Genomic DNA, 18,087 nt, shown 5'->3' with positions numbered 1-18,087 from the left:
CTGCGGCCTGCGGCCTGCGGCCTGCGGCCTGCGGCCTGCGGCCTGCGGCCTGCGGCCTGCGGCCTGCGGCCTGCGGCCTGCGGCCTGCGGCCTGCGGCCTGCGGTACTGGTCGCGGATGCCGGTTACGGGGCGAACGCCGACTTCCGTCACGGCCTGGAGGACCGGGGACTGGCCTGCGCGCTGCAGGTCAAGGGTGAGATGACTGCGCACGCCGAAAGCGCTGAGCCCCATCGGCCGGCGTATGGCGGGCTCGGCCCCAGGCCGCTGTCCCGATACCGCACCCGGCCCCTCAGCCTCCGCGAACACGTCCTGGCCGCCGGACGTCGCAGGGCGATGGGCGTCACCTGGCGCAGAGGCTCCAAAGCTGCGAAGACCTCGCGTTTCGTGTGCCTGCGCATCCGTCCCGCCGGGCGCCGTCCGAAGCCCACCCCCGACGGTGTCATCGGCCCGACCTGGCTGATCGCTCAATGGCCCGGACGTTCGGACGAACCGGTCAAGTACTGGATATCCCAACTGCCGGCCGACATCCCCGGCCGGGATCTGGTCCGCCTCGCGAAGCTGCGGTGGCGCGTCGAGCACGACTACCCCGAGCTCAAGACCACCCTGGGACTCGACCACTTCGAAGGACGCTCGTTCACCGGCCGGCACCGGCACGTCACCCTCGTGACCGCAACCCACCGTGACCGAACAGAGGACCTGCCCAAAAGCCCCTGCCAGGGCCTGACCCTCTACCAGGCCCCGCGCGTGACATGTCGATCTTGCGTGACCTGGGCGTTCTTGGCTGTCTCACGGCCTTGTCACCCGTGATCAGTCTCAAATCCGTGGCATTTCCTCGCGAGGGCGAGGTCGAGATCAGGCGGCTTGCCCGAGTCGGCCGAGTACACCACGCTGAGCCCCGAGAACGAGGACTACCGGCGAGCCCAGATCGCGCACCGATGAGTTTCCCGCGCCGCGCTGGTCTGTACGCCGTACACCCACGGACGGAAGGCTGAGCCATGCGGAAACTGATCTACGGCATGAACCTGACCCTGGACGGCTACATCGCCGCGGCCGGCGACGACATCGGCTGGAGCGGACCGCCGAGCGACGAGCTGTTCCAGTGGTGGCTCGACCACGAGCAGGCGAGCGGTCTGTCGCTGTACGGGCGCAAGCTATGGGAGACGATGAGCTCCTACTGGCCGACCGGCGACCAGCAGCCCAACGCCACCCCTGCGGAGATCGAGTTCGCGCGGAACTGGCGGGACACGCCGAAGGTGGTGTTCTCCTCGACGATCGACAACGTCGACTGGAACACCCGCCTGGTCACCGGCGACGCGATCGCCGAGATCACCCGGCTCAAGGCCGAGGACGGCGGACCAATGAACATCGGCGGCGCAGCGCTCGCCGGGGCGGCCATGCGCGCCGGGCTGATCGACGAGTACGCGATCGCCGTCCATCCGGTCCTGGTGGGCCGCGGCACGCCGTTCTTCACCGCGCTGGACAGCTGGGTGAACCTGAACCTGGTGGAGACGCGGACGTTGCCCGGCGGCGTGGTCCTGACCAGGTACGAGACGAGGCGCTGAGCATCAGCACCCACGCGCTAGGTGTTCTGTCTGGAAGTGATGTGTGTAGCGGCGCGTGCAGCAGAACCTCAGCGCTCCCACCCGGCAGCCCGACCACCGCCCCTCAAATAGGCGCTTCGCGCCGCTGTGCCATCGGGCTGCGGGATCGACTCCTCATGAATGCCCACCCGCCAGCCCGCGGCCCGGGTGCCGGGCGGGCCGCATTTCTGTCGTCAAACGATGGCACCCTCAAGTGATCAACGCACCACCCACGGATGATCACGTGACCGTGGAGGCACAGGTGCGTGACTACGGGATTTCGCCGGCTCAGCAGGACGAGATCTGGCGACGCCGGCGCGAGGGGCAGTCGTTCAGCCTGATCGGGCGGGCACCTGGGGCACCGATGCAGCACGCCTGTCGCTTCCTGTGCCGGAGTGGCGGCGTCCGCCTCACCCCGCAGACGCGGTCAGAGCGGCATCTGAGCGGCAGCGAGCGCGAGGAGATGTCCCGCGGCATCGCCGCCGGGGAATCGGCCCGCCAACCAGCCAGGCGGCTGGGCCGATGCCCTTCGACCATCTCTCGCGAGATCTCCCGCAACGGCGGCCGGGACCGCTACCGAGCCGCGTCGGCCGATGCGGCCGCCTACGAGCGCGGGCGCCGGCCCAAGCGGGCCGAGCTCGCCCAACGGCCGGCTCTGCGCGCCCTGGTGGAGGCCAAGCTGGCTCTGTGCTGGTCTCCCGAGCAGATCGCAGGGTGGCTGCGATGTCAGTTTCCTGGTGACGCAGCCATGCAGATCTCGCACGAAGCGATCTACCTCGGGCCGAAGGCCGTCTGTCCGTACCGCTGGAGGGCACCGTGCGCTGCGTCCAGAACCGCGCCCGTCTCGTCCGCCCCTCCATGAACGCCTGGACCGGCTGGAGGCCGCGCTCGTCCCGGAGAGGGTTGCACCGAGCGGCGGCTGAACCGTTGGCTGGACGGTTGCCCCAGCGGGGGAGCGAAGGTGGGACCGGGATTGCAACCCCCAAACTGGAGACTGCCCGTTCCCGCAGGTCAACCCTGGTGGGCAAGCCCATCCCGGACGACGAGTCACGGTCGGTCCCGCGTGTGTTCGCACATCCGAAGTCGGAGAGCTACGAGACCCTGCACAAGCGGTTCCGTGCGCAGAATCCGTGGTTCGAGTACATGCGGCTCAACGGTGACGCGCACTTTCTCGGCGCCGAGCTGCCGCAGGAAGTCGCCGCGGACATTGAGGGCTTCTTCCAAACGAAGTGAGGCAAGCTCCACAGCCGGCCAGCCGGCCAGCCAGTCCTGGTAGCGTCCGCGACGTGATCGAAGCGAACGACATTGTCGCCCAACTGGACGAATGTGCAGCCGAGTTCAAGCTCCCTCATCCCGACAACGGTTACTTCTACGCAGTGGATGTGCGGATGCACCTCTACCATGACCCGGGGCGCTGGGCCCTGATCATCGAGACCGTCGGATACAACCCGCGCATGGGCAACCTCGTCAATGTAGTGGGCACTTACGGGAATTGCCTGATCAGTGGTGAACCGGGTTGGGAGCACGAGAGCTTCCACTATCGCGTCGAGAACATGGAGGAGATCGACGACCAGGAGGCCTACGCAGGCGGTATTCCCATGGTTGTCAGGGGCCGAACGCTGGCCGTGGAGGCGGAGCCTGGCGAGCCGCTCGAAGTCGTTTTCCGCAGGCTGGTGCCGGAGTTCCGGGATCTGATCCTTGCCGACGAAGCCGAAGTGGAGTCGAGGATTCCCGGGGACCTGCCTAAGGTTCTACAACTGGAGGAATGGCACCAGCCGGAGGATATCGAGACACCTCCCAGCACGAGTGAGACCTACCGGCAGATCGCGGAAGTCCTGGCATCTGGTGACGTCGGGCGCTACCGACCGAGCCTTTCACCCAATACCCACTGGTCCAACTGGCCGGACTCCGGAACTCTGTGACCGGTCGCCGTGGGTTCGGCCCGCAGCGCTGCACGACGGGCCTCGAGTGAGCTTGATCGCGTGCGACGGGGAGCAAAATCACTGCCTTACTGCGGCAGTGCCGAAAGGATTGGACAGGGGACATCGAACGGGCGGGCTGCCTGTACAGCATCCGACCTGCCGGGAAAGTCCCGCTTCGCAGGCGATGCCCCGGTGCCTGCCCCGAGCGATAAATCGAAGACCAGGCACAGGCACCAGGCAGTTGTCTCAACGACACACAGGTCGTGCCTGCACCGGGTTCGCCGGTCCGATTTCGGAGTCCGCCCCGTCGGCGGCGGGCTGCCGGCTCAGCAGGCGAGGAATCTTCCTCATTGTTCATCGTGTTCGTCGTTCCGCTCGACGGCATCCATGAACTGATCACGCATCCGCAGCCCACCCCCTGTCTGGGCTCGCCGCGTGATCGTCTTCGCCTCGCCGAAGGATTTGGGGTCCGCTGGAACCACTGCTCGTGCTCGTTGCTCATCCGGGGCAGCAGCCCGCCAAAGGCCGGGAACGGCAGATGCGGCTCCCAGGGCGTCTGGCCCATCCTCGCCGACGACTCGGCGCTCTTGACCAGGTCGTCCAGCATGAAAACGCAGTGAATGCCGTCGACCATCCCATTGCCGAACGCCGCGACGAGCGCCTCGTAGTCGCTCGGCAGAGACATTCCCAGGCGGGACTCGACTGCCGCCCAGTAGACCTGGCCCGCAGTCCTCGGCACCCAACCGGTCGCGGCGACGAGCCTTTCCAGCCAGGAGGCCTCCGCAGGCACTTGCTCCGCGACCGGCGTGCTGCGCAGGGCGATCACCACTGCGGGTCCGGCACCCTCGCCTCGACCGGTCCGGCCGAAGGCGACCCATCGGTTACTGAACGGCCAGGCGTACCTCCAGTCGACCTGCCCGGACAAGGGCAGCGGCGGCAGCCGGCCGGCGCCGACGGATGGCTCACCACACCGGTCAGAAAGCGTCTCGACGAGCTTGCCCAGGTCAGCATGACCGGAGACGGAAAGGCATGATGAGGATCTTCGATTTTGGCTCTGACCGGAGTTTCGTGAAGCTCATGACTGAGTGAGGATGCGGGTGCGGAGGAGGTCGAAGGACGCCCGTCCGTACATTGCTCTCTTGAGTGTTTTCACTCTGTTGACGTGTCCTTCGACGACGCCTGAGCTCCAGGTGAGGGTCAGTCCGGCGGTGACGGCGTCCAGGTCGCGGCGGAGGAAGCCGGCGAAGCCGCTCACCGGTTTCGGAGCATCGGTCTCGGCCTGGCGGATCCATTCCAGCAGCAGATATCCGCGCTGGTGTCGAACGAGGTCGGCGAAGGCTCGGGCGAGGTCGCAGGCGCGGGTGATGTCCGGGCAGGCGAGGCGGACTTCGAGGAGCCGTTGTTCCTGGCTGTCGGTGAGTGCTTCGCGTGGTCGCATGATCCATGAAGTGATCTTGCGGGGGCTCGGGATGTCGGCACGGACCGGTTGGGCAGTGCCGGCACGCAGGGCGGCAAGGTGTCGGCGAACGACCTGACGGCTGCCTTGATAACCGCGTTCACGGATCTCCAGGAACAGACGGTTGCCGCTGACCTGTCCTTCTGTCTCGGTGAAGCGGGTGTTGAGGTAGGACTTGAACGGCTCCAGCACCCCGGCCGGCCGCCGTTCCTGGGCGGAGGCCAGGAGCTGTTCGATGTCGGTGTCGCGGAAACGGCGCACGGTCTTGCGGTCCAGGTTCAACCGGCGGCCGGTGGCACTGATAGTCCAGCCCGCCTCGACCAGCCGACACACGTCAGCATGCCGGTGTCGGGTCCGCTCGATGATCTGAGTCCGGGGCAAGTCGGGAGGCGGCAGCTCCAGGAGCACAGGCTCCGGCGCTGCGGGGGCTTCGTCCTGGGCGTGTTTGCGCAGGCAGTTGCGGTGTTGGTGGCAGGTCTTCTCGACGGCCGCGGCGAGGTTCTGCAGCAGGTGCCAGCGGTCGGCAACCTCCAGAGCTTGTGGTGCGGCCTCCCTGATTGCTCGCGTGTAGGCGGTGGCCCGATCTCGGCAGATGATCTCGACGCCGGGATGAGCCCGCAGCCAATCGGCGAAGGTCTCCGCGGTGCGATCGGGCAGCACGTCCACCACCCTTCCGGCCTCGACGTCCACCAGCACGGTGCCGTAGGTGCAGCCCTTCCGGAAGGCGAACTCGTCCACCCCGAGCACGCGTGGTGCGTGCTCGGGGACCGGCGGAGGTTCAAGCAGGCTGAGCAGCTTGCTGCGGCCCGCAGCCAAGTGCAGTCGGCGGCAGAGCCGTTCACCGGCTCGACCGCCCAGCTCGTCGGCGACCGCCCGCAGCCACTGCTTCGTACCCAAACTTGAGCGACGGTAGCGTTCGCTCAGCCCGTCGACCTGCTCGACGAAGGTCCTGCGGCGGCAGGACGCCCGATCGCAGAAGAACCGCCTCACACGAAGCCTGATCTGCAGTTTCCTGCCGGTCAACGGCCTCTCTGCCAGGTCGCGTTCGTAGGTGGAGTGCACCCGCCGGGCTCTCGCCCGACAGCCCGGACAGGGTGGCGGCGGACCACACGCCACCGCGGACACCAACAGCGCCTCCGCAGTGAACACCGCCTTGTCCAATCGGACATCCATCCCCGGGAACAGCACATCATCCAGCGAGCAGACCCCCATGCCGAAGAGTTCCCCTGACGAATCGTTCCCGCAGTCCTCCGCTGACCTGCGGATTCACGAAACTCCGGTCAGAGCCAATTTCAAAGAGTGCCATCAGGCAGACATGACCTGGCGCATGCCCGTGCTCACGGCAGGCCAGGTCACGTAGATCCGGCCACAGGATCTCGACCACGGCGGTCAGAAGCCGTTCGTCGTCCATGTCCGCGAGCCAAGCGCTCGCCGCCGACAGCAGAGCTCGGCGAGGCAGCGTCGTACTCTCCGGCCAGCCGTCCCGCTACGTGACCTGCTCAAACTGAGGTTGGAAAAGGCTCAGTCAGGTTGACAAGTGCGAAATCACTGGCTGGCCGCGCATGAACCTGGCTCCACTCATCAGGCCTTCTTGGAATCGATCATCTAGGAACCGGGAGGCGCTTTACCGGCGGACCGCCGAGATCAGTCCGCCGGTCCGTTCCTCGTGTCGTGGCGGGGTGCTGATCGGGCGGCCGTAGGCGGCAGCGCGCTCGCGCAGGGTGTGGCTGTCGGCCTCCCAGCCGTGCCCGGCCAGCCAGCCCACCGGGTCGTCGGGCATCTCCGAGATCCACATGGACGCCGCCGATCCTGGCGCGGCGTCCGCGCCGAAGCGCTCGATCACGCCGCGCGAGCCCAATGTCAGCCCCATCCGACTGCCTGCCGCCGACTGCGTGCTGATCCGGGCCAGCAGTAGCTCCACCGCGTCCTCGGGCAGATAGATCAGTAGTCCTTCGGCGATCCACGCGGTCGGCACGGCCGGGTCATGCCCTGCGGCGGCCAGCGCGCCTGGCCAGTCCTCACGCAGATCCACCGCGACGGTGATTCGCTCGCAGCGTGCGACGGCCCGCTCCTGACGCAGCACCGATGCCTTGAAGTTCAGTGGCGCGGCGGTGTCGACCTCGAACAGCCGGGTGCCCTCGGGCCAGTCCAGCCGGAAGGCCCGGCTGTCCATGCCGGCGCCGAGCAGCACGACCTGCCGGACCCCGGACGCGGAGGCCTGCTGCAACAGGTCGTCGAGGAACTTTGTCCTGACGACGATGGAGAGCGACACGGCCAGCCGGCGGCGTCGCGTGGCCTCGTCATCGGGCAGCCGCGGCGAGGAGGGCCACAGGCCGCCGGCGGCGGCGAAGGCCTGTGCCAGTGGGTCGCGGAACAGCGCGTTCTCCCGCTCGGTCTCCAGCGCCCGCACTCTGGCCACCCCCACCGCCGTGGCCCACACTCCCGACGGCTGCACCCGCTCCTGCTCATCAGTCACCGCGCCAGCCTAAGGGGTGTCCCGTAATCCCTGGCGGGCGTGCGACGTCGGCTACGGCACCTCGCCGCGTTGTCGGAACGTCCATATACATCCAGTATGCGGACGCCCCTCCGCCTTGCGATGCACCGCATCCGACGCCGCGCGCTGATCCACCAGGGATTGCGGGACAGCCCTTAGATGTTCAATTCCAAGGGGCTTGAGTGGCTGCGTAGGTGAGATCCGGGTTCTGGCGCAGATCTTGGGGAGCCGTCGCGGAGCGTTACCTCGGTGTTCGATTGCGAGGAGCCGGGCTCGTGCGAGACGGCGTACACCTTGCCGTCTGACAGTCGTAACTGACGCTCCCTCAGGTTCCTTCCGTTCACTGCTGTGGTTGGCGGTGGACGGTGATGGTGCTGGTCATGCAGACCGACGCGCTGTTCTGGGGCTCGCTGGTGTTCGAGGGGATCGACGATGTGGAGGTCGAGGCGGTCACGGCCGGGTTCGGCACGGTCGAGGTGGTGGCGAGAGGTCGTGCAGGCGGAGCTTCATGTCCGGACTGCGGCCGCTTCTCGGGCCGAGTCCACGACCGCTATTTGCGCAGGCTGAAGGACCTTCCTCTGGCTGACCAAGGCTTTGTAATCCGGCTGAGGGTCCGACGCTTCATCTGCGGGTCGGCGAACTGCCCACGCCGGACGTTCGCCGAGCCTTTCTCCCGGCTGACTGTCCCGCACTCGCGGTTCACCACTCGGCTCAACCGCGCCCTGGAACGGGTGGGGCTCGCCCTGGCGGGGCGGGCCGGCGCTCGGCTGGCGGCCCAGCTAGGTTTCGGTGCGGGACGGATGACCTTGATACGCAGGGTCATGGCACTGCCCGCCCCTCGGTTCAGTACTCCGCGGGTGCTGGGCGTGGACGGCTTCGCGATCCGTCGCGGCCAGACCTACTCCACCGTTCTGACCAGCGTCGAAGACCGTCGCGTGGTCGATGTGCTCCCGACGCGTGAAGCCGGGCCGCTGGCCGCCTGGCTGAACCGCCACCCCGGCGTGGAGATCATCTGCCGAGACCGTGCCGGCGCCTACGCCGAGGGTGCCCGGCGCGGCGCCCCCGATGCTCTGCAGGTCGCTGACCGGTTCCATCTGTGGCAGGGCTTGGGCCGGGCCGTGGAGACCTGCGTCGCCGCCCACCGCGACTGCCTGCGCAGCCCGACGCCCAGCGGCCTCCTGCCGCAGGGCACCCCACCGGCTTCCGATCGGTCGCGGAACGAAGCGGAGCCCGTCGGCCGGCGGGCCGAGCGTAAGAAAGCTGCGCACACCCTGGTCCACGAGATGCTCGCCCAAGGCCACTCGCGCCGGGCGATCGCCCGGCACCTGGGCTGGGGCCTGAACACCGTGCTCCGGTACGCGAACGCCACGCGCTGGCAGGACACCATCCGCGACAACCGTCCGCGACCGAGCAGGCTTGACCCCTACAAGCCCTACCTGGAACGACGATTTACGGAGGGATGCACCAGCGTCACCCGACTCCACGGCGAGCTGGTCGCCGAACAAGCTCCCGTCACCTACGGCATGGTCCGAGCCCACATCGCTACCTTGCGCGAGGCTCCGTCCGCCGCACCGCCACGGCCACCGACGGTACGGCAGGTGACCGGCTGGATCACCCGCCACCCCACCGCCCTGAACGAGGAAGACCGCGTCGGCCTCAAGAACGTCCTGACCCGCTGTCCCGAACTGGACACAGCCGCCGGACACGTCCGCGAATTCGGCGAGATGCTCACCGGCCGCCTCGGTGCCACGCTCCCTGCCTGGATCGACGCCGTCGACGCCAGCCAACTGCCCGGGCTCACCGGATTCGCCCTCCACCTGCTCCGAGACCTCGACGCCGGCTCTTGAGGCAGGATCTCGTACATGAGTAAACCGCAACTGGACCTACTCTCGCGGCTGTGGGAAGAGCACATGCGTGCGCAGTTCCGACCGCGCCTTCGCGGTCGAGAGATCAACGGCGAAGACCTGGTGTTGCTGGATGCGGGCATCGCTGGCTGTGTCTCCTCGTCGCTGTCTGGGCCCCTTGACGAGAAGCGCCGCAGAACCCTGCTCGGATGCCTCGCTGCCGTAGAGAAGGTGCTGCCGTCGCTCGGTGATGGGGGCGACGCAGTCGAGTACTACGAGCGGTTGCGGGCGATGGCCGGGCTGGCGGCCGAACTCCGCACTGCGATGACCCGGTAGCAGTCGAGGGGCGAGGTAGTGGGTTGGCCTCGAGCTTTTAAGAGGGTGAGTGTCCGAAGCTTGATCGAATAGGCGAAGAGTGCCGCTGACCTGGGATGATGGGACCTGTAGAGTGCCCTCTTCGTTGGAGGGAAGGCGGCACTCGTCCGGTGAAGAAGCGTATCGGGTCATACCGTGCGGCCGTGTCGAGGGCGACGGTCGTGGCGTGGCGACGCAGGCCAGTTCCGTGCTGCCCGGCCCTGGGGTGGAGGCGACGATCCGCGCATCCCGTTTCAGCACCGGGCGGAACGCGTCTCGGGGGCCCGGCCGAGACGGCCGGTCAGGCACCCGATCCAGTAACTCAACGACCCCCGGCAGCCCGTCGGCCCCACACGGCAACGCCATCGGCGCCCGCAGGTCCGCTTCGAACACGTCCTCGCAGTGCGACAAGGGCATCGAGCAGGGAACTGGGCATGCGAGCGCGACCCCAATTCGTGGTCGATTGGTCTCAGCAACCTTGATCACCTTCAGGCCGCTCGTTCGCTTCCAGCCCGCCTTCCCGGGGTGAGCCGACGCCGCCGTAGGTCTCTCGCGCGTCATATCTCGATGAAGGACACATCAGACCGGGGTTGCGATGCCGATGAGTTTCACGGTCATAAGAGGTCAATACGGGTGACAGCCGACAAGTAGAGGGAGGCCCACGATGGGCAAAGCGTTCACTCACATGACGATGTCGCTGGATGGGTTCGTTGCGGATCCGAATGACCAGGTCGGCGAACTGTTCGAGTGGTACGAAGCGGGGGAGGTGACCGTGCCGAACCCGAGTGAGACCGTTTCGTTCCAGGTCGACGACGCCAGTGCGCAGGCGCTACGAGAGTTGACCGGCAACTGCGGTGCGCTCGTCGCCGGCCGACGCCTGTTCGACATTGCTCGTGGCTGGGGTGACAAGCACCCGGCAGGCGCCGCCGTCGTCGTGGTCACTCGTCGCAAGCCGGAGGACGCCGCCACGAAGTGGCCCACAACGACGTTCGTTGATGGAGTCGAGGCCGCGATCACCCGGGCCAGACAAATCGCCGACGATCAGGATGTTGCTATCGCGAGCACGACGATCACCCAGCAGGCACTCGACGTCGGTCTGGTGGATGAGGTATGTGTCAGCCTCGTGCCGGTGCTGTTCGGCGAGGGGATCCCCTACTTCACGAAGCTGGACCGGGGCCACCAACTCCTCGACGACCTGATCGTCATCCAGGGGCGCCGTGCCCTTCACCTGAGGTACCCAGTCCGACGTTAGCCTCGCGCTTTCGCGAGGTGGGCTGGCCCAGTGGTACGACCCGGGCGTGCGGCACCCGCAATGCGCCCCCGCTCTCCGGCGCGGCCGCCCGTTCGATTGCCACCCCGTCGACTCCTTCCGGCTCTGCCGCAGGAAATGCGTATACCTCGCACCCAGCGCTCGTGATCACGCTCGGTCGAACACGCGAGGTCGCCGGTGGGGTGTCGAGGGGACCGTATCGGCACCGCCGTAGTAGATCCGGCATTCACTGCGGCACTATCCTGACGAACCATCAAGCGTGGGAAGTCCGGTATGCCGACCTCGAAGCGGAACCGCTGCTACCCGCTGTTTGCTGCACCGCCGGCCCTCACGATGAATGCGGCCCCGAGCATCGTGCAGCGCTACAAGTCCGTTCGCCGTAGCTTTACGAGAACAGGGCCCAGTAGGCGCAGCCAGGGCCCTCTCGGTCCGGAGTTTCGTCACGCTCCTGGGGGGCGAGCAGGTCGATCTGCCCGGCCAGCGGCCGATTGGACCGGATCACCTCGACGGCTTGGTGGTCGTGGGCATTGCTGTGGTTGGCCGACGGACGACCTCCTGGCTGTAGCGCGCCACCAGCGGCGCGACGCCAGCGCAGCCAGCCCGGCGCCGGCGGTGTTGAGCAGCACGTCGTCCACAGAGGACACCCGGTCCAGCCGCAGGACGTACTGCGCGGTCTCGACCAGGACCGAGCAGCTCGCCGCGAGCGCCAGGATCCGCGGTACCGACGCCAGCGCCGCGAACCGCAGAGGGGCGAAGAACCCCAGCGCCGCGAACACCAGCAGGTTGCCGATGACCTGACCCATCGCCGTCACCGGATCGCCTGCGAGGATCGTGAGCAGGTCCCGCAGCGGGACCAGGCTCACCCGAGCGGGAACGGCGCCGGCCCGGCCGCCCGGCAACATGATCATCCATACCCACGGCACCGTCCCGTAGACGATGCCGATCTCGGCCAGCGACGTGCGCCACGCCCACGCCGGCGTGGTGCCGGTGACACGTCGACGGCCTGCCAGAGCCCACACCGCCAGCGCGGCCAACGGCAGCACGGCCACTGCGATGAGGGCCACGCCAGTGAACGTACCGAACCAGCCGTGCCACCCCTTGATGATCACGCTACCTCCGCTTCCGTCCGACCGCGCAATCTTCCCGCAGGTCAGAGCGATTTCTTCGATGATCCAACAGATGTGACGGTTGTCCGTTGGAGTTCCTCAGGGCCAACGGGCGGTGTCAGCGCCCGCCGATGGCACCCTGCGCGTACCCGGCACACCGGGCTGGAGGAGATCCCGTCTCTCCGTGTCTGCCGCCGGACCGTTTCAGCCGCCACCCCCGTCGCCGGGCGAAGCCCCGGTGATGGCCTGCATCTCCCGCCCGGTGATCTCCTGCAGCGGCAGGCCGTCGCAGTTGCCGAGGACTACGCCGACCCAGCCGGTGTACGGGTAGATGTTCCAGTTGGCGCTGACACCGGGGTTGCCACCGCCGCGCCCGAACACCCACTGGCCGTTGACGATATGGACCGGCATGTCGTAGGCCCCGAACGACGAACCGCTGTGGGGGATCTTGGCCCCGGTGAGCAACTCGGCCCAGGGTCGGTCCAGCACCGTGCCGTCACCCAGCGCGCGCGCGAAGCGGACCAGATCCGGCGCGGTGGCGAAGCCGCCGTCCCCGGGAGCATCGATGAAGCTGCGGCCCGGGTTCCTGCCTGGTACGTCCGGGGACGGGCTGCCCTGGTCCAGATTGCGGACCGCGTCCACCTGGCTGCCGTCGGCCAGCGTCATGTACGGGTGCGCGATGTGCTCGTCGGTGAGCCACTGCGGCCTGGTGTAGAACGCCGAGCCGGTCATGCCGCAGCGCCCGAAGATGTTCTCCTGCACGTAGTCCCAGTACGTCATGCCGCTCACGGCCTCCACGATCAACGCGGGGATGCCGACATCGGCGCCGGAGTGGCTGGTGCGAGTGCCGGGGGCGGCCACCAGCTTGGACTGCCGGACCCACTGCTCGTAGTACTCGTGCACCTCTTCCTGGCTCCGGAAGATGCGTTGCACGTCCTCATCCGGGGTGTTCAGCCCGGAGGTGCCGGAGAGCAGGTGGTGGATGGTCACCTGCTCGGCGACGTCCTTGGCGTAGCCCTTCAGGTGGGTTCCCACCGTGTCCGACAGGCTCAGCTCGCCCTGCTGTGCCAGCTGCAAGATGGCCACCGCGCCGAACGGCTTGCCCGCCGAGCTGAGACTGAACGCGATTCCTTCGTGATTGCGGATCCCCTTTTCCCTGTCGGCCATGCCGTAGCTGCGGGACAGCACCGTCTGACCCCGGTGCGACAACAGCACCACGCCGGAGAACTTCCCCTCGGCGGCCAGCTTCGCCACGTACTGGTCGTAGGCTCCGCCGGGACGGGTGGCCGGTGGGATGTCGGAGCCGGTTGGGGCCGGGGCGGCGTGGCCGGGTCGGGCGCCCGCCAGTGGCGCGCCGGCCGCCAACCCGCCGACGGCCGCCAACCCGCCCCACCCGAGCAGCCGCCGCCGATTGATACCACGTACGGAATCCGAGTCCATGACCATTGTCCTTTCCTGATCGACAAATCGACCGTTGCGGGTCTATCGGCAACCGATCACCCACCCATGCGGTCCGTGACCCCACTGAAGACGGAAGACTGTTGCGGTGGCGTATGCGATTTTCGATACGCCCGCGATACACCGAATCCCCGGCATCAAGGAACTCGCGCATGCCGACAGTGGGATGGTCCTGCCGCTGGTGATCGCGACAGCCCGGTTACTGCAGGTGCTGGACGACTCGTCGCTGCACATCCGGGTCCAGAACCGGTGAAGTCCCGTAACTGTCTGGCGTGTATTTCTTGGGTAGAGGGTGTATTTACTCACCGTGTGTGGTCGCCGGAGGCGTAGCGGCTCCAGGTGCCGGCCGCTTGAGCGGCGATGTCGACGACGTTCTCGTCGTGGTGGCCGAGCATGCAGGCGAGGACGGGTGCCGGGGCTTGCAGGACGAGTTCGCCGTCACGCCCGCCCACCTGCCCCCACCGTGAACGCCTAGGAACCGCGGCGGCGGCACGCGCATCCACCGGAAGGTCTAGACAGGTCCGCCTTACGAGTTGGTGCGTGATAGCGGGTGGGTCGTGTTCGCCTGTTGAGGGTCGTTGTTCAGATGGCCGCGGTGCGGTCGGAGACGAGGGCGGCGATGGCCTGGTAGATGGAAGGCAGCCGGTCTTGTCGGTGCGTCCAGTGGGTGAGTTGCTTGCAGCGCTTGTGATCGGTGAGGGCGTGTTCGACGGTGATGCGCTTGGAGGAGTGCTGGTGGCGGAGTCGTTCTCCGGCTGCGTGGACATGCGGGAGCGCGATTTTGTTCGGCTTCCTGGGCGGTGCGATGGCCTGACCGCGGTGGTCGCGTCGCAGACCGAGGTAGCCGTCGTCCAGGAGGATTTCCGCGTCGGGAAAGTACTGAAAGCAGACCCCGACGCCTTCGTTGCGTGCGGCGGTCGCATCGTGCATCCGTCCAGGCGGCAGGTCATCGATCCATAACGCGCGACCCCGGTCGTCCGCGATCACAGTGGCCTTCATGGTGTTCTGCTTCTTCTTGCCCGAGACGAACGCGCGGCGTCCGCCGCGGCCGGCCACAGGCCGGCGGACCTGGATCTCGGTGGCGTCCAGGCGGAGCTCGACACCCTCGGCCCGGGCGTGGGCGAACACGTCTGCCAGAGTCTTCGAGCGCAGGCCGGGCCGGTCAGGGACCGCGCAGCCCCGCTGTGCCAGGAGGCTGCGTATCTCCCCGACAGCCCGGGGGATGGTCGAGCGGTCGACACCGAACAGCAGCCCCGGCACCGAGTGCGGAAGGTCGTGCCGCAGATGGATGGGAGTGGCCACCAGCCTGTCGGCGAAGACCAGCCGGTGCCGGGCCCCGGCACCGGCGGCCCGCCTCCTCGGACCGCCCCGTGCATCGTGACGACGTCCTTCGACCGCGGACTGCCAGGGCAAGGCCAACTCCTCAGCCAGACTGCTCAGATGCCTCCGGGGGGATACCCGTGAACAACTGATGAGCCAGGACCGCCCGATTGACCGTGATCACCACATCCGGATCATGCCACCCACCAGCAAGAACACATCACCCGCTATCACGCACCAGCTCGTATGTGGATGGCGGGGCCGGCCACATAGCAGTCGTCGCTGGAGTCCCTGAAGGAGTCGACGGGCCGTTCGGCCGCCTTTTCCTGCGAACCCTGGCCATGGTTGCTTCGAGTTCGAGGCCAACCTGGGGCACCTGCGCATCCGCGAGGGCAAGGCCCTGGCCAAGCGCCAGGGCAAGCTCAAGCAGGCAGCCCAAACTCCCCGAATCCGCGCAGCGGACGATCCGCCGCTGCTGCGCCACCGGCGAAGTCTGCCTCGCGGAGCCGATCAACGATCTAGTGGGCCTCGCTCGGGGACGATGCCTGCGGCGTGCCGGGAAGTCGAATCGTGACGAGGAGACCGCCGGTGGGGCGGGGCGCGAGGTCGATGGTCCCGTCGTGTGCTCGGACGACGCTGTGCACGATGGCCAGCCCGAGGCCGACCCCGACATGTTCGTCGGTGCGTGTGCGTTCTGGTCCGCGTTGGAAGGGTTCGGTGAGGGTCGGAAGGAGTTCCGCTGGGACCCGATGGCCAGTGTTCTCGACCCGCAGCACGCTCGCGTCGTGCTGCGATTCGGTGTGGACCGTGACGGTACCGCCGGAGGGGAGGTTATGGACGATGGCGTTTTGGACGAGGTTGGTCACCATCCGCAGAATGAGCGCCGCGGAGCCGAGAGTCTGTGCCTTCTCGCCGATGACGTCGAGCGTGATCTGGCGCTTTTCGGCGAGGGGAAGCAGGGTTTCGGTGGCTTCTTCGGCGATGAGGGACAGGTCGACGGGCTCGCGGGTGAAGCTCTTGCGGTCGGCGCGGCTGAGCAGCAGGAGGGCCTCGGTGAGGTCGATCGCCCGCGTGTTGACGGTGTGGAGGCGTTCGATGAGTTCGCCCTGGTCCCACGTGGGGTCGTTGCGGGCGAGGTCGAGGAGTGTCTTCGAGATCGCCAGCGGGGTGCGCAGTTCGTGGGAGGCGTTCGCGGCGAATCGTTGCTGTTCGGTGACGTGGGATTCGAGTTGTTCGAGCATGATGTCGAAGACGTCGGCGAGTTCGCGGAATTCGTCTTGGGGACCTTGCATGCGGACCCGGTGGGACAGTGATCCGTTCGCGGCCATCCGTGCCGCGTCTGCGATCCGTGTGAGTGGTGCGAGCATCCGGCCGGCGAGGATCCATCCTCCCAGGAGGCCGAACGCCAGCAGGAAGGCCAGTGCTATCGCGGCAGCGGGGGCGAACATGCGCACGAGGAGGTAGCGGTTGGGTGCGACCCCGAGAAGGCCCTGGGGGCTGTCGGGTACGTAGCGCAGCAGGAACACCCAAACCACGGCCAGCAGGAGAGTGCCGGCGATGAGGAGGAATCCGGCGTAGCTGATGGTGAGTTTCAGGCGGGCGCTGAGCCCTGGGCGCCTATTCATGAGTGCTGCCAGGGCGGGTGGTGTCGATTCGGTAGCCGACGCCGGGCACCGTGGCGATGAGCCATGGTTCGCCGAGTCGTTTGCGCAGGGCGGAGACGGTGATGCGGACGGCGTTGGTGAAGGGGTCGGCGTTGGCGTCCCAGGCCCGCTCCAAGAGTTCTTCGGCGCTGACGACACCGCCGTCGGCGGCGACGAGGACTTCGAGCACGGCGAACTGCTTCCGGGTGAGCGCGACGTAGCGTCCGTCGCGGAAGACCTCCCGGCGGAAGGGGTCCAGCCGCAGGCCCGCGATCTCGCTGACCGGGGGTCGGGCGTGCGCGCGTCTGCGGTCCAGCGCCCGCAGCCGCATGACGAGCTCCCGGAGCTCGAACGGTTTGGTGAGGTAGTCATCGGCGCCGAGCTCGAACCCGGACGCCTTGTCGTCGATCCGGTCGGCAGCGGTGAGCATGAGGATCGGGATGCCGCTGCCGGAGGCGACGATTCGTCGGGCGATCTCGTCGCCGGAGGGGCCGGGGATGTCGCGGTCGAGGACCGCGAGGTCGTAGGAGTTGACGCTGAGCAGTTCCAGAGCGGAGTGGCCGTCGCCGGCGATGTCGGCGGCGATCGCTTCCAGCCGGAGACCGTCCCGGACGGCTTCGGCCAGGTAGGGCTCGTCCTCCACGATCAACACGCGCATACCTGGAGCCTAAGCAGCGCGGCATATCGCCGACATATGCTTCTTCACCCAGCTCGGACTCAGCCCCGCCGTCGTCGGCCGCGACGGCGCCTCCAAACTCGCACCCCGCTCCTGGACGCCGGCCAACAAAAGTGCTACCCGCCCGCCGTCGAACGCCGCCCACCCGCCCGCGACCGCGCCATCGGCCGGCTGCTGTTCTGCTCCGGGTTACGCATTGCCGAACTCGTCGCCCTGAACGACACCGACGTCCCCCTTTCCACGCACAAGGGAAAGGTCATCGTCCGGTCCGTCAAGGGCGAGGGATCCCGCGAGGTCCCGCTCATCGACACCGCTGCCTGGACCTCACCGAACGGCGGACCGAACCCGCCTCCTGGTCCGGCGCAGACAGCCCCGCGCTGTTCCTCAACCGACGCGGCGGGCGGCTCACCACCCGGGCCGTCGACCGGCTCATGGACGAACTCGCCATCGACGCCGACATCGTCGACGAAGCAGGCAACCTCGCCCTGACCGCCCACATCCTCCGGCACACCGGCCACCAACCTGCTCCGCGTCGGCGTCGACATCGTCGTCGTCGCCGAAATCCTCGGTCATGCCCAGCTCGACACCACCCGGCGGTACACCCTCCCCACCCACGCCGATCTCGAAGACGCCGTCAGTCATCTCCCCACCGATCAATAGGGCGCCGCTGAGCTGGGCGAACTCAATCGCGTGTACCGAGTTGCACGAGTCCTCCCGGCACCCGTGATCGTCTGGGGCGCCTCCTATGCCACCGGCCAGATCATCACCCACGACCAGGACCTCACTGGCGCCACCGCCAAGACCGTCCTCGGCGGCTCCCACCTCGTCGGCCTCGCCCTGGCCTTAGACGGTGTCCTATGTGGTGAGTCGGAGGAGTCGTTTGTAGCAGCAGAGGGTGGCGGCGAGGCCGAGGAAGGCCAGGTAGTTGCGGGGGTGGCGTTCGTAGCGGTGGTTGAGTCTGCG

Annotated in this window: 18 protein-coding genes and 2 pseudogenes; 10 read left to right on the top strand and 10 right to left on the bottom strand. The window is 67.6% G+C overall.

The window, feature by feature from the left end; all coding sequences use genetic code 11:
• The 5 genes from ACIRP2_RS38815 to ACIRP2_RS38795 form a co-directional block, all read left to right on the top strand.
• On the top strand, positions 1-808 hold an 808-nt coding region (locus ACIRP2_RS38815; protein ID WP_404258480.1), incomplete at its 5' end, for a transposase.
• Between the two features lie 188 nt (positions 809-996).
• Entirely contained in the window at positions 997-1,563 is a 567-nt protein-coding gene (locus tag ACIRP2_RS38810) for a dihydrofolate reductase family protein (RefSeq protein ID WP_404258479.1), read from the top strand.
• A gap of 262 nt (positions 1,564-1,825) precedes the next feature.
• Entirely contained in the window at positions 1,826-2,443 is a 618-nt protein-coding gene (locus ACIRP2_RS38805) for a transposase (protein ID WP_404258478.1), read from the top strand.
• A 158-nt stretch (positions 2,444-2,601) separates the two neighbouring features.
• Positions 2,602-2,814 carry a hypothetical protein gene (locus ACIRP2_RS38800; protein WP_404258477.1) on the top strand — a complete coding sequence of 71 codons (213 nt, stop codon included), beginning with the start codon at positions 2,602-2,604 and terminating at the stop codon, positions 2,812-2,814.
• Positions 2,815-2,867: 53 nt separating this feature from the next.
• Entirely contained in the window at positions 2,868-3,503 is a 636-nt protein-coding gene (locus tag ACIRP2_RS38795) for a DUF7003 family protein (protein ID WP_404258476.1), read from the top strand.
• A 1,075-nt stretch (positions 3,504-4,578) separates the two neighbouring features.
• Here ACIRP2_RS38795 and ACIRP2_RS38790 read toward each other — a convergent pair.
• The 3 genes from ACIRP2_RS38790 to ACIRP2_RS38780 form a co-directional block, all read right to left on the bottom strand.
• A complete protein-coding gene (locus ACIRP2_RS38790) occupies positions 4,579-6,132 on the bottom strand; it encodes an ISL3 family transposase (RefSeq protein WP_404258475.1) in 1,554 nt (517 codons plus the stop codon).
• Between the two features lie 16 nt (positions 6,133-6,148).
• Positions 6,149-6,370, bottom strand: coding sequence for a hypothetical protein (locus ACIRP2_RS38785; RefSeq protein ID WP_404258474.1), 222 nt, complete (start codon positions 6,368-6,370; stop codon positions 6,149-6,151).
• Positions 6,371-6,583: 213 nt separating this feature from the next.
• Positions 6,584-7,435, bottom strand: a complete 852-nt coding sequence (locus ACIRP2_RS38780; RefSeq protein ID WP_404258473.1) for a class I SAM-dependent methyltransferase — start codon at positions 7,433-7,435, stop codon at positions 6,584-6,586.
• A 398-nt stretch (positions 7,436-7,833) separates the two neighbouring features.
• Here ACIRP2_RS38780 and ACIRP2_RS38775 point away from each other — a divergent pair, with 398 nt between their 5' ends.
• The 3 genes from ACIRP2_RS38775 to ACIRP2_RS38765 all read left to right on the top strand — a co-directional run bounded on the left by ACIRP2_RS38775 (position 7,834) and on the right by ACIRP2_RS38765 (position 10,903).
• Positions 7,834-9,300, top strand: coding sequence for an ISL3 family transposase (locus ACIRP2_RS38775; RefSeq protein WP_404258472.1), 1,467 nt, complete (start codon positions 7,834-7,836; stop codon positions 9,298-9,300).
• A 15-nt stretch (positions 9,301-9,315) separates the two neighbouring features.
• A complete protein-coding gene (locus ACIRP2_RS38770; protein WP_404258471.1) occupies positions 9,316-9,633 on the top strand; it encodes a hypothetical protein in 318 nt (105 codons plus the stop codon).
• A gap of 682 nt (positions 9,634-10,315) precedes the next feature.
• The gene (locus tag ACIRP2_RS38765; protein ID WP_404258470.1) at positions 10,316-10,903 is read left to right on the top strand and encodes a dihydrofolate reductase family protein; all 588 of its coding nucleotides are present in this window, start codon (positions 10,316-10,318) and stop codon (positions 10,901-10,903) included.
• 458 nt (positions 10,904-11,361) lie between these two features.
• Here the strand turns inward: ACIRP2_RS38765 and ACIRP2_RS38760 are convergent, their stop codons facing one another.
• Both ACIRP2_RS38760 and ACIRP2_RS38755 read right to left on the bottom strand, forming a co-directional pair.
• Positions 11,362-12,030, bottom strand: a complete 669-nt coding sequence (locus ACIRP2_RS38760; protein WP_404258469.1) for a VanZ family protein — start codon at positions 12,028-12,030, stop codon at positions 11,362-11,364.
• A gap of 201 nt (positions 12,031-12,231) precedes the next feature.
• Positions 12,232-13,467, bottom strand: coding sequence for a serine hydrolase domain-containing protein (locus ACIRP2_RS38755; RefSeq protein ID WP_404258468.1), 1,236 nt, complete (start codon positions 13,465-13,467; stop codon positions 12,232-12,234).
• A 106-nt stretch (positions 13,468-13,573) separates the two neighbouring features.
• On the opposite strand from ACIRP2_RS38755, the gene ACIRP2_RS38750 reads away from it, so the two are divergent.
• On the top strand, positions 13,574-13,738 hold the full coding sequence (locus tag ACIRP2_RS38750) for a hypothetical protein (RefSeq protein ID WP_404258467.1): 165 nt from the start codon (positions 13,574-13,576) through the stop codon (positions 13,736-13,738).
• Between the two features lie 49 nt (positions 13,739-13,787).
• On the opposite strand, the gene ACIRP2_RS38745 is transcribed toward ACIRP2_RS38750, so the two are convergent.
• From ACIRP2_RS38745 to ACIRP2_RS38730, 4 genes and pseudogenes are all read right to left on the bottom strand, one after another.
• The gene (locus ACIRP2_RS38745) at positions 13,788-13,937 is read right to left on the bottom strand and encodes a hypothetical protein (protein WP_404258466.1); all 150 of its coding nucleotides are present in this window, start codon (positions 13,935-13,937) and stop codon (positions 13,788-13,790) included.
• A 130-nt stretch (positions 13,938-14,067) separates the two neighbouring features.
• Positions 14,068-14,992, bottom strand: a pseudogene (locus tag ACIRP2_RS38740) (transposase family protein).
• 331 nt (positions 14,993-15,323) lie between these two features.
• Positions 15,324-16,430, bottom strand: coding sequence for a sensor histidine kinase (locus ACIRP2_RS38735; protein ID WP_404258465.1), 1,107 nt, complete (start codon positions 16,428-16,430; stop codon positions 15,324-15,326).
• Positions 16,423-17,106 (bottom strand): response regulator transcription factor, encoded by a 684-nt coding sequence (locus ACIRP2_RS38730; protein ID WP_404258464.1) that lies wholly within the window; start codon positions 17,104-17,106, stop codon positions 16,423-16,425. The genes ACIRP2_RS38735 and ACIRP2_RS38730 overlap by 8 nt, the downstream gene beginning before the upstream one ends.
• A gap of 540 nt (positions 17,107-17,646) precedes the next feature.
• Between ACIRP2_RS38730 and ACIRP2_RS38725 the strand changes: the two genes are divergently transcribed.
• Positions 17,647-17,784, top strand: a complete 138-nt coding sequence (locus tag ACIRP2_RS38725; protein WP_404258499.1) for a hypothetical protein — start codon at positions 17,647-17,649, stop codon at positions 17,782-17,784.
• Positions 17,785-17,979: 195 nt separating this feature from the next.
• Here the strand turns inward: ACIRP2_RS38725 and ACIRP2_RS38720 are convergent.
• Positions 17,980-18,087 (bottom strand): annotated as a pseudogene (locus ACIRP2_RS38720) (IS5/IS1182 family transposase); the annotation flags it as partial.

Source organism: Streptomyces sp. NPDC101194 (genome assembly GCF_044767885.1).
In the GTDB taxonomy this organism is placed as follows: Bacteria; Actinomycetota; Actinomycetes; order Streptomycetales; family Streptomycetaceae; genus Streptomyces.
The sequence above is the reverse complement of the archived record's forward strand: the minus strand, read 5'-3'. Positions and strand labels throughout refer to the sequence as shown.